Raw genomic sequence first — 15461 nt, 5'->3', positions numbered from 1 at the left:
GCCCCCGTTGTGAAGATCTCCCGGGACTGGCTCACTGACTACGTGCCGCTGCCCGACTGTTCGCCGGACCAGCTCGCCCACAATTTGACCTTGAAGACCGTCGAGGTCGAGGGTTACGACCTCGTCGACGGCGACGTCGTCTTCGAGATCGACAACAAATCGCTCACCAACCGCCCCGACCTGTGGGGACACTACGGAATCGCGCGGGAGCTATCCGTCCTCTATGGACTCCCGCTGACGCCGCTCCCCCGTGCCACCCGGCCGCCGAGCACCACTGGACTCGTCAGCTCGCTCGATCCCGCCTGGCACCGAAGGATTCTGGCTGTCCAGTGCACAGTAGACAGTTCCGTGCCGACTCCGCCGTTGATCCGCGACCGGCTCCGGCGAATCGGCGCATCGAGCCAAAATCTGTGCGTCGACCTGAGTGCTTACGTGATGTACTCCGTCGGACAGCCTAGTGAAGTCCGCGCTTCCGGCGACTCGATCGTGCTGGAGATCCCGACGCTGGTCCCGAGCCGAGCCCGCCGCAGTGCCCGTACCGAGGCTTCGGTGCGGCAAGAGAAAGGCCTGGACACACAGCGCGTCGACCAGGCCGCCGACCTGTTCCTCCATCTCCTGGCCGAAACCGACCCGTCAGCCGTTGCGCTCGGCCAGGAAGACGTCGTCCTCGCCGCCACCCGATGCGCCGAAATCGAGGCAAGCCTGGCCGAGATAGAACGCCGGATCGGCCTCCGGATGGCCCCGGACGAAATCCTCCGCATCCTCCGCGGCCTCGGCTGCGCCGCCGAGATCACCGGGGACCAACTGCAGGTCGTCGCCCCGTCGTGGCGCTCCACCGGCGACCTCGCGCTGCCCGTCGACATCGTCGAGGAGCTGGCCCGAATCCACGGCTACGACACACTGCCCGCTCGACGACCAGTCGTGGAGCTAACCCCGCGCCCTCGGCCCCCCTTGAGCCGCCAAGTGAGGGAGGTCCTGGCCGCGCGCGGCGGTGCGACGGAAGTGCTGACCTATCCATGGTCCGCCGACCACCTGCTCACCGCGTGCGGCCGCACCGCCGAGCTGACGATCGACCATCCCCCAGCCCTGGACCGCGCCCGGCTGCGCCCGTCGCTGATCCCGAACCTCCTCGAAGCCGCGGCAGCCAACCTGCGCTATCGCGACGAGTTCAGCATCTTCGAGGTCGGCACCGTCTTCCCCGCGACCGAGCGCACCTCCGCCGGAATCCTGCTTGCCGGACCGGACGGAGTCGACTTGTTCCGCCGAGCCAAGGGTCTAGTCGAGCTGATCCGCAGACACTGCCATCTCACCTCGCTGGACCTGTCCGGCACCCCCAACCTGACCTGGGCAGACCCCTCAGCACGACTGGCAATCCACCCGGGCGGCGCACTGGCGCTGGTCCGGCCTTCGGTGCTCCGGGCGGCGGGGATCGACCGGGGCGCGGTCGCGTGCGTCGAACTGGACCTCGACGCCCTGCGCACGCACCCGTCGCGAGAGAACCGCTACACCCCGGTCGGCGATCTGCCGGAGTCGGACTTCGATCTGTCCGTCCTCGCCGCCGATACCGTGCCGTGGTCGCTGGTCGCCGACACTGCGACCCAAGCCCACGCCTTGGTGCAGCGGGTGGCCTACGTCGGCGAGTACCGCGGTTCCCGGATTCCGGCGGACCACCGGTCGCTCACTTTGCGGGTCACCCTCCGCCCGCGGTCCGCGACGTTGACCGCGGGCGAAATCGCCAGCGCCCGCTCCACAGTGCTGGCGGCACTCGAGCGGGCGGGGGCGCGGTTGCGGTGAGGCTCAGCCGAGACCAGATCGGGCGATGACGTTCGCGATGCTGATCCGGACCGCGGTGAATCCACTGTGGACGAACGAATCGGCAAGGTCCACTGCGGACTGATCGGGGTAGTACCGTTCAGCGATCCCCGCCGCGACGCGCTTGATCCGGTCCGGCTCGGCGGAGATCCGCGCTTGCCCTTCGATGGCAACGAAACTGTAGGGCTGCCGCTCGTCGCTGACACAGACCGAGACGCGCCCGTCCCGCGCGAGGCTTTTGCCTTTGACGCTCCCCGGCGACAAGGCGAAGGCGAGTTCGTCGCCGTCGAGGACGAAGCAGATCGGGGTGACGTGGGGCCGCCCGTCGGCGCGGGTGAGGGCGAGGTGGGCGAGCCTGGTTCCCTCAGCGAGGAAGCTGCGCCATTCGGTGTCGGTCATGGTTGTCATCAGAGTGTTCCCTTCTCGGTTGACTGACGTGCACGAAGACGTCCAGCAACAGCCTGCTGGGCAAGGAAAAGCAGGATTCCGGCGGCGAAAGACACTGCACCCAGCCACATCCGGCCGGACTGCTCCAGCAGTGCCGTGCCGATCATCGGGCCGAGGACCGCGCCGAGGCTCCACGCGCTCGACGCGACGCCCAGGTACCCGCTGCGCAGATCAGGCGGCGCGAGAGCGGCGAACGTCGCGCCGAACTGGACCGCCAACCCGATCTGCCCCAAGCTGAGAATGAGGACCGCAATGGCATATCCAGCAATGCTCTGTGCGATGGCAGCCAGACCGCCGCCGAGCCCCACGAGCAACATCGAGGTGGCGAGCACCGCCCCACGATCGCGATTCGCCAGCACGGCGACAGCCACCGGTTGAAGGACCACGATGGCGAACCCGTTGAGCGCGAGCACGGCGCCGTAAGTGGCGGAGCTGAACTGCCTCGCAGTCATGAGCAGCGGCAAGGTGGCGAACGCCTGCATCAGCAGCGTAAAGCAGCCGACGTGGATCAGCGTCATGGTGATCATCAGACGATCGGCAAGCAACGCTGGCAGCAACGCGCGCCTCCGGCGACTCCCGCTGGACCGCGTCTCCGGCACCGCGGCCACCACGATCAACGCCGCGGCCAGCATCGCGACGGCGTTCAACCAGAACAGCAGACCGTATCCGCCACTCGCCAGCACCCCGGAAACCGTTGCGGCAACGGCGTATCCGAGATTCGCCGCCCAATAGAGAAGACTGAAAGCCCGCACCCGCTGTTCCGGCGGAAGGTCCGCCACCGCGGCCGATCCCGCCGGACGAAAGAGCCCGGCGGCGAGGCCGTAGCCGACAGCCGTAGCCCAGATGACCGGCGTCGCTCCGGCGGATCCCAAGGCGGCCAACGCGATCGCCGTCCCGAGAAACCCGAGGAGCATCGTCTTCCGCCGCCCGATCCGGTCGCCGAGCCAGCCTCCGAGCAGCTGCGACCCGAAGTCGCCGATGCCCACCGCCGCGACCACGGCACCCGCCGCCGTCGGGCTCATCCGGTGTTCCTGCGTCAGGTACAGCACCAGCATCGGCTGCACGAACGAGCCGCCTCGCGCGACGAGATGGCACGCACCGAGCGCCCACGCGAGGGACGGCAACCGAGTTCTGTCGGCGGTGATCGCTGTGACTGTCATGGCAACGACGCTAAGAGCGCCGAGAGATTAATAAAAGCGATTGTTTACGATCATATCCATCGTGGTTTGCGATACATTAAGCCCATGGCCGACCTGGACCTGCGGCAGCTGACGACGATGCTCGCGATCGCCGAGGAGGGAACGTTCTCGGCGGCGGCGAACCGGCTGGGCTACACGCAGTCGAGCGTGAGCCAGCACATTGCGGCACTGGAACGCGCGGTCGGCGGCGCAGTGTTCGACCGCCCGGGCGGTCCGCGCCCCGTGCGGATCACGCCCCTGGGCGCCGTGGTCCTCGAACACGGCCGGGAAGTGCTGGCGAAAGCCGATGCGCTGAATCAGGCGGTCGACCGGTTCAAAGCCGGTGAAGGCCGGATCGACGTCGGCACGCTGCAAAGCGTCTCCCACGCGATCCTGCCGACCGTGCTGCGCCTGCTCCGGGAAGAGCGCCCCCGTTGCGAAATCCGGCTCTCGGAACCGGACGAGCCCCGACTCGGCGAACTCGACCTGCTGTTCTACGACGGGCTCCTCAGCGAGGACACCGACCACGTCCTGCTGATGGAAGACCCGTACCTGGTGGTCGCGCCGCCCGGGGCCTTGCCGTCCGGCCCGGTGTCCGCACGAAAGCTGGACGGCAAGGCGATGGTGGCCTGGCCCGCGACCTGCGACCAGCCCAGATTGGAACAATCCCTGGCCGACGCCGGCGCGCGGCCGCGCATCGTGTTCCGGTCCGCGGGCAGCGAGACGATGGTGTCGATGGTGCGCGCCGGGATGGGCCTCGCCGTCCTGCCGTGGCTGGCGATCCACCAGGTCGTCTGCCGCGACTGCGGCGCGATCCACGGGCCGGAGGGGTGGCCGGACCTGCAGGTGCACGAGCTCGATCCCGCTCCGGCGCGCGCGATCTACCTGCACTGGCCGCCCGGCCGGGGCGACCAGTCTCCGCTTGCGGCGCGGGCGGTCGAGGTCGCGGTGGAGGTGGCCCGCGAGCTGGCTCAACAGGCCCCGGCACCCCGGACCTGACCGGCCTCGAGAGCACCGCCAACCTGCGCCGCGCGCGCCCCGGACCTGACCTGCCTCGCGCGCACCGCCGAATCGCTCGCGAACCTGCGCCGCGCGCCCTCGATAGCAGTCGCCGCCGAAACCACGCGCGAGCCAACCCAGACCGGCCCCGCTCCACCGGATCGAGAGCACTGCCAGCGCCCGCCGAGCAACCGCGGGAATCGCACGCCCGGAATCACCAGGTCGAGGGCACCACTCCGCGCCCCCGGCCATTCGACCTGATCAGGCCACCGTCGCGTCCACCGTGACCTCGATGCTCCCGCCGAGCGCCTTCGAATACGGGCACGTCTGGTGCGCAGCCGCGGCCAGCGCGTCGGCGGTCTCCTGATCCACCCCCGTCAACTCCAGGTGCAAGGCAGCGCTGAGCCAGAAGTTCGCCTCGTCGTGATGCAGCGTCACATCCGCGACTACTGCCAGGTCGACCAGCTTCACCTTCCGCTGCGCGGCGGCGATCCGGACCGCGCCCATGAAACACGACGACCAACCGGCCGCGAGCAGCTGCTCCGGGTTCGTCGCGCCTCCGTTGCCGCCCAGCTCCTTCGGGATGGCGAATTTCAGGTCGAGCGCACCGTCGGACGAAACCGCGCGTCCCCCGTTGCGGCCTTCGCCGGTGGTGGTGACGACGGCGGTGTAGGTGGTTTCAGACATGACTTTCCTTTCCAAGGGTTTTCAGGGGGTTTTCAGGGGGTTTTCAGAAGCCGCTGAGGACGGTGCCGGTGAGCGCCGCCAGCGCGCCGAGAATTTCGCGGAACGCCTGGGTGATCGGGTCCATCGGACGGGGCCTTTCGGTAGGCGACCGGGGCGCTGTCCTCCGGTCTCGGCGACGGGAGAACTTTCGCACGCACATTCGTCACCGGTCAAGACGGTTACGCATTTCTGTGACCTGCTACTCATAACCAGCTAGACCGGTTATAGTTCCTTGCATCCCGATTCGTCACCTGTCAGACTGGTGCGCATGGAGCACGCCTTCCCCTGCGGGAACCCGGCACTGGACTTCGTCGGCACGCTGCGGGCCCGCCGCAACGACGAGCCGGCCGAGATGCTGGGCTCGCCGCGCAGCCTGGACGCCTGGTTCCGCGAGTCGGGGGTCACCGGCACCGACCCGGCGAGCACGGCCGCCGACCTGGCCGGGGCGATCGCCGTCCGGGAGGCGATCTACGCGCTGGTCGCGGCCCGGCTCGTCGGCCGCGAGTACGACCCGGAGGCGTTGACGCTGGTCAACGAGGCGGCCGCGCAGCCGGACGCGGTCCCGCAGCTGAGCCGGAACGGGCGGCAGGTCCGTGCGACGGCGGCGCAGGCGTTGTCGACCGTGGCCCGGGCCGCGGTCACGATCCTGGGCGGACCGGACGCGGATCTGCTGAAGGAATGCGGACGGCCGGAGTGCACGCAGGTTTACCTAGACCATTCACGCGGGTCACGGCGGGAATGGTGCGCGATGGCTACCTGCGGAAACAAGATGAAGGCGGCCGCTTATCGAGCCCGGCAGCGGGGAAATCCCCCGCTGACTCCGTCGCGGCAATCCTGAAAGTTCAGCTGGCGAACAGTCGGCTCAGTGCCGAACGGCTGTCCTCGTCCGCCGCACGGTAGATCAGCACGCGCTGGTCCGGATTCTCCAGCGGGGCAAGCACTTCGAACCGCACAGTCAGCTCTCCGGCCTCGGGATGCCGCAGCACCTTGAGCCCCCGCCCGTTGATCGCGACGTCTCGTTCCGCCCACCACCGCGCGAATTCCTCGTCCCGGGCAAGGAACTCCGCGATCAGCTCGCTCAACTCCGCGTCGTCCGGATGCGTCGCCCAGGCTGCCCGCAGGTGCGCGATGCCTTGCCGTACCACGGTTTCCCGGTCGGTGTAGAACGTTTGCAGTTCCGGATGACGCAGGCACAGCCACATCGCGTTGCGCTGAGCTGACGGCAGCGTCTCGAAATCCACCAGCAACCGCGTCATTTCGCGGTTCCACGCGAGAATGTCGTAGCGATGGTTCAGCAGCATGGCCGGATGCGGGGAAAGATCGGCGATCAGCTGCGCCAGCGGTTCCGCCGCGACGGCCGCGGGTTTGTCCGCTGAACGAGGCTGCTGCTGGGCCAACCCGTAGAGGTAAGCACGCTCGCCAGGACTCAGCCGCAATGCTCCGGCCAGCGCCTCGACCACCTCCGCCGACGGACGCAGCCCACGCGCCTGCTCCAGCCGCACGATGTAGTCGATGCTCACGCCGGCCAGTTCGGCAACCTCCTCGCGGCGCAAGCCGGGCGTCCGCCGCGCCTGGCGACGCACGGGAAGCCCGAACTCGTCCGGGTCGAGGCGTTCGCGGCGGGTCCGCAGGAACGCGGCCAGCTCTTGGGTTCGGTCCACAGCGCGAGTCATCGCCGCCGACTCTACCCGAGGGTAGGACTCGCTTTCCCAGGCAAATCCCTCCCTTACTCCGGACGCGCGGCGAGAACAGGCTGGTCAGCGGCACTGGAGCACAAGCACAGGAGGACCCATGCCGCTCACTCTCGACACCTACCGGCTGCTGGGCCGTTCCGGGCTGCGGGTCTCGCCGCTGGCGCTCGGCACGGCGACTTTCGGCACCGAATGGGGCTGGGGCGTGGCCGAGGAGGGCGCGCGCCGGCTGTTCGACCAGTACGTCGAACGCGGCGGCAACTTCATCGACACCGCGCCGACCTACACCGACGGCACCGCCGAGCGCATGCTCGGCAAGTTCGCCCGCGGCAACCGCGAAAGCCTTGTCCTGGCGACGAAGTACACCACCCTGCGCCGCCCCGGCGACCCGAACTCGGGCGGACCGCACCGCAAAAACCTGTTCGCGTCCGTGGAGGCCAGCCTGCGGCAGCTGAACACGGACTACCTCGACCTGCTCTACCTGCACGTCTGGGATTTCACGACGTCGGTCGAGGAAATCCTGCGCGGCATGGACGACCTCGTCCGGCAGGGCAAAATCCTTTACGTCGCGATGTCCACCGCGCCCGCGTGGCAGATCTCGCGCATGCAAGCCATCGCCGACCTGCGCGGTTGGGCGCCGCTGGTCGCACTGCAGGTCGAGTACAGCCTCGTCGAGCGCACCGGCGAGCGCGACCTGCTCCCGATGGCCCGCGAGATGGGTCTCGGCGTAGTGCCGTTCTCCCCGTTGGGAGGCGGCGTCCTGACCGGCAAGTACACCCGCGCCGACTTGACCGCCGCCGACCCGGCCCCGGGCGAGAGCACGCGCAAGAGCTTCAATCTCGCCGTCGGCGCGGTCACCGAACGCAATCTGGAGATCGCCGACGTCCTGGCCGGCGTCGCCGAGGAGATCGGCTGCACCCCCGCCCAGGCCGGGCTCGCCTGGACGCTGCGGAACCCCGCGGTGACCGCGCCGATCATCGGGGCGCGCACGCCTGAGCAGCTGGAAGACAACCTGGCCGCACTGACCGTCGAGTTCGCCGAGCCGCAGCTGGCCCGGCTCGCCGAAGCCAGCGCGATCCGGCTCGGCATCCCGCACGACCAGCTCGCCAGCGACCACCTCCGCACGGCGACCCGGGGCGACCTGACGATCGAAGACCGGCACTGACCGGCGGCGGCCCCTGTCGCTTGCGCACGACGGCAGGGGCTGACCTTTTGCCAGCTGCGCGAAATGCCGCGGCCGCGAATACGAAACCACCCCCAGTCCGAGCGAACGCCTAACCACCCAGTTCAGCATTTCCGCCCGAATCCGTTCAACCCTCCGGAAGTCGGTGATTCCGAAGACCGGGCAGAATCGCTGCACCGGACCACCCTGATCCGCGGTCTTCCGTGCGCCCGCGCAGTTTCCCACTGTCCACTATAGACAGTAGGAAACACGCTGGGTGGCCGGGATCCGCGCTCGCGCCACCCGTCCGGCGCAATCTCCGGAAATCCGTTCGGCAAGCACCACAAGAGACAGTGGTCTTGCTTGACAACGTTGACGGATAACAGCCGCTCCGCCTTTCTTTGCCAGCTGTTGACCTTTCCCGCGCTCCGGGCGTATGGTCTAGACCAAGAAGCCCACCCCCTTCGCTCGAACCTCCCGCGGGCCGGCTCCCGGAAAGCCGGTGCGTCGCTTTGTCGTACCCGCACAAGGAAACGAGCATTCCCCGAAGGAGCTGTCCATGAAAGCGAACCGGAAACTCGTCGCCGCCGCGGTCGGCACGGCGATCGCCCCGGTGCTCGTGCTGATCAGCCCGGCAGGCATCGCCAGTGCGCACGGGTACGTCAACGCGCCGGCCAGCCGGCAGGCCCAGTGCGCGCAGGGAGTCGTTTCCTGCGGCCAGATCAAGTACGAACCGCAGAGCGTCGAAGGACCCAAGGGCCTGCACAGCTGCAGCGGCGGCAACGCGCAGTTCGCCGAACTGAACGACAACAACAAGGGCTGGAAGGCGTCGCCGGTCGGTTCCTCGGTGGCCTTCACCTGGAAGTTCACCGCCCGGCACCGCACGTCCAACTACGAATACTGGATCGGCAACGACAAGATCGCCACGGTGGACGGCGGCGGCCAGCAGCCCCCGGCGACCGTCACCCACAACGTGAACCTCAAGGGGCACACCGGAAGGCAGACGGTGCTCGCCGTCTGGAACATCGCGGACACCGCGAACGCCTTCTACGCCTGCATCGATCTGCAGGTCAGCTGACCCGGACGGTCCACAACAGACACTGAGGCGCGGGCCGTGGCGGCGGCCCGTGCCTCAGTGCGCGTCCGCGGCTTTTTCCGGGAATGACAAAACCGGCCAGTTTCCCCCGCATTCGTTGACCCCGTCTCCCGGCCGTGGCTAGCGTGCCGGTCACCGGAAAAGGGCACGACTCCAGGAGGCGGTTTTCCTTGATTTCCCGGCGGGCATTCCTCGGCGCATCCGCGGCAGCCGCGACATTTCCCCTTTGGAATGCCGCGTTCGCCTCCGCGACCACCCCCGACACCGCGAAGGTCGCGTTCGACGACCGATCCGGCGCCAGTCAGGCGTACGCGTACATCACCGGCACGACGCTGGACAACCGGCTCGTCATCCTGAAAGCCGATGGCACGCCTTATTATCCTCCGTCCCCGGGCAGCGACCACACGCCGCTCGGCGAGGACTGCGCGATCCCGCTGAAGTCGCTTTCCCAGGTCACCGTCCCGAAAATGTACGCGGCCCGGATCTATGTCGCCCTCGAGAGCAAACTGGACTTTTTCGTCAACCAGGGACCGGCGCTCGTGCATCCGAGCTTCCTCGCCGCCGACGACCCGAATTACGGCCGGAACTGGTCGTTCTGCGAATTCACCTTCAACAACGACGTGCTGTTCGCCAACATCAGCTATGTCGACTTCGTCGCGATCCCGATCGGCCTGCACCTCACCACGACCGGCTCCGGCGACCAGACCGTGCCCGGACTGCCGGCCCGCTCGCTCGACCCGATCTGCGACGCGCTCAACGCCCAGGGCGGCAAATGGGGCACGCTCATCGAGACCGGCGGCGACGGCAAACCGCTGCGCGCCCTGTCCGCGCATTACCGCGCCGACCAGTTCGGCGGATACCTCGACGGCTACATCGACGAGGTGTGGAAGAAGTACGCCAGCGAGACGCTCACCGTCGACACCCAGGTGCCCGGCCTCGGCGCGTTCACCGGCCAGGTCGGCTCCGACGGCGTGCTCGCCTTCAACAACGGCGAACGATTCGGCAAACCCGCCACGCCGGACGTCTGGAGTTGCGACAGCGGCCCGTTCGCCATCAAACAAGGCGACAGCGACGCCCGAAAAGCGATCATCCCCCGGCTGGCCGCGGCGTTGAACCGCACTACCTTGCGCGACAACCCGAAACAGCCGACCGGCGAGGATCCCGCGAAGTTCTACCAGAACACGGAAACCAACCACTACGCACGGATCGTGCACAGCAAACTCCCGGACAACCGAGGCTATGCCTTCCCGTACGACGACGTCTCCCCCGGCCCCGATTTCAGCGGCGCAGTCCAGGCGGGCGACCCGGACACGCTCACTATCACGGTAAACGCCTTACGCTGAGCCAAAGACGGTGCCGCGGTCCTTTGTGTACCGCGGCACCGTCATCCGGTGAGATCGCCTTCCCGCTCGTTCTTCGCCGCGTAAAAGGCCAGCTTCTCCTCGTCGACTTCCACCCCGAGCCCAGGCCCGGTCGGCACCTGCAGCCGGCCGCCGGAAAGCCGCAGCGGTGCGACGATGTCGTCAGCGTGCAGGTAATACATGCTGTCGATCGCCCGCGACAGCACCGGCGTGCTGGCCACCACCGCCAGATGCGCGGCGGTGGCGATGCCGAGTTCGCCGCCGCTGTGCAGATTCATCCCGAGCCCGAACGTCTCGCAATGCGCGGCGAGGGCCTTCGTCGCCGCGATGCCGCCCCATTTGTAGACGTCACCGTGGATCACGTCGACCGCCCCGAGCCGCACCGCCGGAGCGAACTCCTCGAACCGGACCACGCACATGTTGGTGCACAACGGAATCCGCACCTTCGCGCGCACCTGGCTCATCCCCTCGATCCCCGCGCACGGGTCCTCGAGGTACTCCAGATCCAGCTCCTCCAACGCGATCCCGGCGCGAATCGAATCCGGCACCGACCACGCGGCATTGGGATCGACCCGCAGCTCGACATCCGGCAGCGCGCTCCGCAGCGCCCGCATGATCCGGACATCGCCGCGAACGTCCCGGGTGCCTTTCAGTTTCACCGCCGAGAATCCGCCCTCGGCCACCACCCTCGCCGCGTGTTCGGCCAATCCCTGCGCGAGTTCCGCACCTTCCGCACCAGGCGCGTCCGCGCGCGTGATCAACGCGGTGATCGGCACCTCGGTCCGCACCGCCCCGCCGAGCAGATCCGTCACGGACTGCCCGGTGACCCGCCCGATCAAATCCCAGCACGCGACATCCAACCCGGCCAGCGCCGCATAACCCAGATATCCGTGGAAAAACGGCACCATGTGCTGTCGGCGATGGAACGCTTCGAGCGCGAACGGGCTCGTCCCGATCATTTCCGCGCCCAGTTTCCGAGTCAGCTCCGCGACCGGACGCCCCCACATCGTCTCGCCCCAGCCCTCGGCGCCGGTGTCCGTGCGCAGCCGTACCACCGTGCGGGTTTCGCCGGTCTTGGTCTCGAACGAACTGGTGAACGGATTCGTCAACGGCAGATTCACCACCCAGACGTCAACCTCGGTGATCTTCATGCCCGCGACCCCAGCGCCACCGACACGACCCGTCGAATCGGTTCCAGCTCAACGTTTTCCACCGCGGCCTCGGCGCTGGGCATTTCCTCGATCGCGGGCTCGGCCTTCAACAAGACCCTAAACACCCGCGGCAACACCGTCCGCCCGACCAGATCCTCCGCGAGCACCGCAGCCTCCGGAGTGTCCATTTTGTACTGCGCGGCAAGATAGTCGGCGAGCCGCGCGTACATCACCGCGAACATCGCCTCGTAATACGCCTTCGCGCTGTCCGGCAACCGCTCGGCGGCCGAAATGCAAAGACGGCAAGTCCGTGCCTGCGGCTCCCAGGTCAGCAGCTGCTGGAACCGGCCGCAGAACAGCGCAACCGCCTCCGCCGGGTCGTCCGCGTAGGCGTCCGGCGTCATCAACTTGCCGAGGTAGAGCTCGCGGACGAGGTCGAGCACCGCGAGGAACAGCTTGTCCTTGCTCTCGAAGTGCGCGTACAGCGACCGCTTGGACGTCCCCGCGCTGGCCGCGACCGCGTCCATCGACGCGCGCTCGAACCCGGTCTCGAGGAACACGTTCTTCGCTGCCAGCAGGATGTGCCTGCGCAACTCCGCACCCCGCAGCTGCGAACCGCCTTCACGCGCCATCTTGCCTCCGCCAAAAGTAAACGGTACGGTGGAGTTTACTTCCTGCTCCACCTCTTCGACAGTCTCCTGGAGTGCCCGCATGATCGTCGTCACCGCCCCCACCGGGAACATCGGCAGCCACGTCCTCGCCGAGGTCGCCGACGGTTCCCGCCCCGTCCGCGCGATCGTCCGCGACCCCGCGAAACTGCCCGACGACCTGCGGGAACGCATCGAAGTCCACCAGGGTTCACACAGCGATCCCGAGGTACTCGCCCGAGCCTTCGACGGCGCGGACACCGTGTTCTGGCTCGTCCCGCCCGACCGCCGAGCCGCCAGCGCCGACGAGGCCTACTCCGGCTTCGCCCGCCCCGCCGTCGAGGCGATCCGCACGCACGGCGTCCGCCGGGTCGTGTCGGTCAGCGCGCTCGGCCGCGGCACCGCCTTCGGTGAACGGGCCGGACACGTCACCGCCACCCTGGCGATGGACGACCTCATCGCCAGCACCGGCGTTGCCCTCCGCGCGCTGGCGAATCCGACCTTCATGGACAATCTGCTGCGCCAAACCGCGGTGATCAAAGAACAAGGCACGTTCTACGACATCCTGCCGCCGGACTACGCCGCGCCGACCGCCTGCACCCGCGACATCGCCGCGGTCGCGTCCCGGCTGCTGCTCGATCCTTTGTGGACCGGCCGCGAAGAAGTCCCGATCCTCGGCCCGGAAGACCTGTCGCTGAACCAGGAAGCCGAAATCATGAGCGAGGTTTTGGGGATTCCGGTTAAGTACCAGCAGGTTCCGGTTCCGGCCTTGGGCGAGCAGGTCCGTGCGAGCGGCTTCTCCGAAGCGATGGCACAGTCCATGGTGGACATGATGACCGCGAAGCTGAACCACCTGGACGAGGGCGTCACCCGCACGCCGCAGCACGCCGTCGAGACTCCGACGACTTTCCGCCAGTGGTGCGAAGAAGTCCTCAAGCCCGAGGTAGAGAAGGCCTGATCGGTCCGCTGCGGGCCAGCCCAGGCAAGGCGTGGGCCGACCCGCGGCGAAACGCTCGTTCAAACCGTTCATCAGCGCGTCCGCTTCGACCACGATCCGGCTGGACGCGGAGGAGGTCCGCCGCCGATGATCGATACCGCGCCCGCACCGCCAGCGGCTGTCAATGGCACTCAGTGCACTTCGCTAGCCGCCCGGCAAGCAGGTCATCCGGACTCGGCCTCGCGCAACGCGGCGCCGATCCGGGTCACCACCTCGTGCAACGGCGTCGCAGTGCTGAGTACCGCCACCACCGTGCCCGGCTCCGCCTCGCCGGACGGCTTCCCACCGGAGGTCCGGAACGCATCCGCGACCAGGGTGAACGCCTCCGTCGCCGCAGCCGCGATGTCGTCGCGCCCGCCGCTGCGCAGCCAGCGCCGCAAGACATGGTTGTTGGCCGCCGCGATCGCCGCCGCAGCCACCGCGGCCCGGAGCGTCGCTGCTTCATCGCCAGCCGCGGCAAACCGGTCCTGCAGATAGCGAGCGAGGACACGCTGGTAACGGTCGACCGTCGCGACTTCCTTGTCCCGCAACGACGGCACCGTGCGCGTGAGGCTGAACCGCTTGAGCGAGACGTCCAGTTCCGCCGCGTAAGACTCCAGCACGAGCGACACCGCGGCGGTAGCCACCTCGATCGGATCGCGCGCAGGGTCGGCGGTCTCGAAGACCTGCTCCATCTCGGCGACGATCTCGTCGTGATTGGCGAAGAGGACGTCGTCCTTGCTGTCGAAGTACCGGAAAAACGTGCGCCGCCCGACGCCCGCGGCCGCGGCGATGTCGTCGATGGTCGTCGCCTCGTACCCGTTGGCCGCGAAGAGATCCACAGCCGCCGTCGCAAGCGCACGACGCAACTGCCGCCGCCCGGCAGGCGTGGCCCCGACCCGGGTGCGCGGCGTCTCCGTCATCCCCGAACGGTAGCAGCCCGGGTTGCTAGTGGCACTGAGTGCCGTTAGCATGGGTCGCGCACCCCATGCGAGCGGAAGGCGTCGACGATGACACTCGACCAGCAACTGCGGCCCGACCACCACACCGGCCCAGACCCAGCAGACGCCTACTACGGCGGGGTGTTCGGCTGGTCCGTCCGACGGCAGGGCGCGCGCCTGTTCCTGGCCTTGGAAAACTGCCTGTGCGCAGTCACCCTGCCGAAACTCACGTCGGGCCCCGTGCTCGCGCACCTGTCCGCCCTGGGCTGCGACAGCCCGTCCCTGATCCTCCCCACCCAGCACGGCCCGCGCCTGGCGATCCTCGCCGAAACCGACGGCGAACTCCTCCTGCGAGGCACCCTGCCCGCAGACGTAACCGTCCTGGACAGCGGCGCGCTCCTCCCCCTGCCGATCGGACAGCAAACCCCCGGCATGGGCCCCGAGTGGCTGACCGCCCCCGACCCGAGGCACCGCTGGCTGCCGAGCGTGAGCGCGGTGCTGGCCGGAGTGCGCCAACGCCCCTGACCCCGTTCCCCCGCATGGGCCGCACCGCTTCCAGAGTGCCTCCCACGACCGACGGCACCGATCCGTTATGCCCTCCGCGACACCGATTTCCGCGCGCCGACTTCACTTAAGCTCGTGCCGTGGGGCCCCTTCACGGGCGGTGGAACCTAAGCGCCGCAAGAGCCGTTACACAGGCCCGCGCCTTCGCCCCTTCGCGGCATAGCCGCGCTCCGTGCCGTGAGGGGAACCCTCACAGACTCAGATTCCCTCAGGGTTCCCCTCACGACCCGCGCAAGGCGGTGAGGGAACCCTCACCGGCTCTCGCACGCGGAGCGTGCCTGGCCGCCCTACGACCCGATGCAGTCCGTGAAGGGCTCCTTGAGGGAATCTGATTCCCTCAAGGAGCCCTTCACAGCTCGCCAGCCCACCTGCTCACTCGCCGCCGCGATGCGCCCCCAATGCGGCATTGGGTGCACGCGATGCACCCAAAGTGGCATTCGGCGCATCCCACGCACCCCATGCGGCATTCGGCGCATCCACGCACCCCATGTGGCGTTGGGTGCATGCGACGCACCCAACGCCGCATCGGGGCGCAAGCCCCACCACCCACCGAACCGCAGCCGATGCACCCAATTCGAGGCACCCACGCCACCCCCCCGCACCAGTGCACCCAACTCGAGATGCGCCCACACCACCCCCGCACCCCGATACGAAGCCAAAAACACGGCGCGGAGGTGCTTGTCAAGGCATCTTTCCCGCCTTGACAAGCA

The 15461-nt window shown here is 68.2% G+C and carries 15 protein-coding genes; 8 read left to right on the top strand and 7 right to left on the bottom strand.

From position 1 onward, the window contains the following. Positions 1-9: 9 nt before the first annotated feature. Positions 10-1794, top strand: a complete 1785-nt coding sequence (locus ACWDNU_RS35200; protein WP_449672059.1) for a phenylalanine--tRNA ligase subunit beta-related protein — start codon at positions 10-12, stop codon at positions 1792-1794. 3 nt (positions 1795-1797) lie between these two features. Here the strand turns inward: ACWDNU_RS35200 and ACWDNU_RS35195 are convergent, their stop codons facing one another. Together ACWDNU_RS35195 and ACWDNU_RS35190 are read right to left on the bottom strand one after the other, a co-directional pair. Continuing rightward, on the bottom strand, positions 1798-2220 hold the full coding sequence (locus tag ACWDNU_RS35195; protein ID WP_449672058.1) for a PPOX class F420-dependent oxidoreductase: 423 nt from the start codon (positions 2218-2220) through the stop codon (positions 1798-1800). After that, positions 2220-3419, bottom strand: coding sequence for an MFS transporter (locus tag ACWDNU_RS35190; RefSeq protein ID WP_449672057.1), 1200 nt, complete (start codon positions 3417-3419; stop codon positions 2220-2222). Before ACWDNU_RS35190 ends, ACWDNU_RS35195 begins: the two co-directional genes overlap by 1 nt. A gap of 84 nt (positions 3420-3503) precedes the next feature. Here ACWDNU_RS35190 and ACWDNU_RS35185 point away from each other — a divergent pair, with 84 nt between their 5' ends. Next, positions 3504-4436, top strand: a complete 933-nt coding sequence (locus ACWDNU_RS35185; RefSeq protein ID WP_449672056.1) for a LysR family transcriptional regulator — start codon at positions 3504-3506, stop codon at positions 4434-4436. 261 nt (positions 4437-4697) lie between these two features. Here ACWDNU_RS35185 and ACWDNU_RS35180 read toward each other — a convergent pair whose 3' ends face one another. Continuing rightward, on the bottom strand, positions 4698-5123 hold the full coding sequence (locus ACWDNU_RS35180; RefSeq protein ID WP_449672055.1) for an Ohr family peroxiredoxin: 426 nt from the start codon (positions 5121-5123) through the stop codon (positions 4698-4700). A 307-nt stretch (positions 5124-5430) separates the two neighbouring features. Between ACWDNU_RS35180 and ACWDNU_RS35175 the strand changes: the two genes are divergently transcribed. Beyond that, on the top strand, positions 5431-6000 hold the full coding sequence (locus tag ACWDNU_RS35175; RefSeq protein WP_370938371.1) for a CGNR zinc finger domain-containing protein: 570 nt from the start codon (positions 5431-5433) through the stop codon (positions 5998-6000). A 4-nt stretch (positions 6001-6004) separates the two neighbouring features. Here ACWDNU_RS35175 and ACWDNU_RS35170 read toward each other — a convergent pair whose 3' ends face one another. Next, positions 6005-6835 (bottom strand): helix-turn-helix transcriptional regulator, encoded by an 831-nt coding sequence (locus ACWDNU_RS35170; RefSeq protein WP_449672054.1) that lies wholly within the window; start codon positions 6833-6835, stop codon positions 6005-6007. Positions 6836-6953: 118 nt separating this feature from the next. Here ACWDNU_RS35170 and ACWDNU_RS35165 point away from each other — a divergent pair, with 118 nt between their 5' ends. The 3 genes from ACWDNU_RS35165 (at position 6954) to ACWDNU_RS35155 (ending at position 10454) form a co-directional block, all read left to right on the top strand. Continuing rightward, positions 6954-8018 carry an aldo/keto reductase gene (locus ACWDNU_RS35165; protein ID WP_449672053.1) on the top strand — a complete coding sequence of 355 codons (1065 nt, stop codon included), beginning with the start codon at positions 6954-6956 and terminating at the stop codon, positions 8016-8018. A 556-nt stretch (positions 8019-8574) separates the two neighbouring features. After that, a complete protein-coding gene (locus ACWDNU_RS35160) occupies positions 8575-9093 on the top strand; it encodes a lytic polysaccharide monooxygenase auxiliary activity family 9 protein (RefSeq protein ID WP_116205932.1) in 519 nt (172 codons plus the stop codon). 134 nt (positions 9094-9227) lie between these two features. Next, a complete protein-coding gene (locus ACWDNU_RS35155; RefSeq protein ID WP_449672052.1) occupies positions 9228-10454 on the top strand; it encodes a glycoside hydrolase family 64 protein in 1227 nt (408 codons plus the stop codon). A 41-nt stretch (positions 10455-10495) separates the two neighbouring features. Here ACWDNU_RS35155 and ACWDNU_RS35150 read toward each other — a convergent pair whose 3' ends face one another. Both ACWDNU_RS35150 and ACWDNU_RS35145 read right to left on the bottom strand, forming a co-directional pair. Continuing rightward, positions 10496-11623, bottom strand: a complete 1128-nt coding sequence (locus ACWDNU_RS35150; protein ID WP_449672051.1) for a mandelate racemase/muconate lactonizing enzyme family protein — start codon at positions 11621-11623, stop codon at positions 10496-10498. Next, a complete protein-coding gene (locus tag ACWDNU_RS35145; RefSeq protein ID WP_449672050.1) occupies positions 11620-12255 on the bottom strand; it encodes a TetR/AcrR family transcriptional regulator in 636 nt (211 codons plus the stop codon). The genes ACWDNU_RS35150 and ACWDNU_RS35145 overlap by 4 nt, the downstream gene beginning before the upstream one ends. Before the next feature lie 79 nt (positions 12256-12334). Here ACWDNU_RS35145 and ACWDNU_RS35140 point away from each other — a divergent pair, with 79 nt between their 5' ends. Further along, positions 12335-13228, top strand: coding sequence for an NAD(P)H-binding protein (locus ACWDNU_RS35140; RefSeq protein ID WP_449672049.1), 894 nt, complete (start codon positions 12335-12337; stop codon positions 13226-13228). Positions 13229-13431: 203 nt separating this feature from the next. Here the strand turns inward: ACWDNU_RS35140 and ACWDNU_RS35135 are convergent, their stop codons facing one another. Next, positions 13432-14169, bottom strand: coding sequence for a TetR family transcriptional regulator (locus tag ACWDNU_RS35135; protein WP_449672048.1), 738 nt, complete (start codon positions 14167-14169; stop codon positions 13432-13434). Positions 14170-14256: 87 nt separating this feature from the next. On the opposite strand from ACWDNU_RS35135, the gene ACWDNU_RS35130 reads away from it, so the two are divergent. Beyond that, the gene (locus tag ACWDNU_RS35130) at positions 14257-14712 is read left to right on the top strand and encodes a hypothetical protein (protein WP_449672047.1); all 456 of its coding nucleotides are present in this window, start codon (positions 14257-14259) and stop codon (positions 14710-14712) included. Positions 14713-15461 lie beyond the last annotated feature (749 nt).

The organism is Amycolatopsis sp. NPDC003676 (assembly GCF_053587275.1).
The sequence above is the reverse complement of the archived record's forward strand: the minus strand, read 5'-3'. Positions and strand labels throughout refer to the sequence as shown.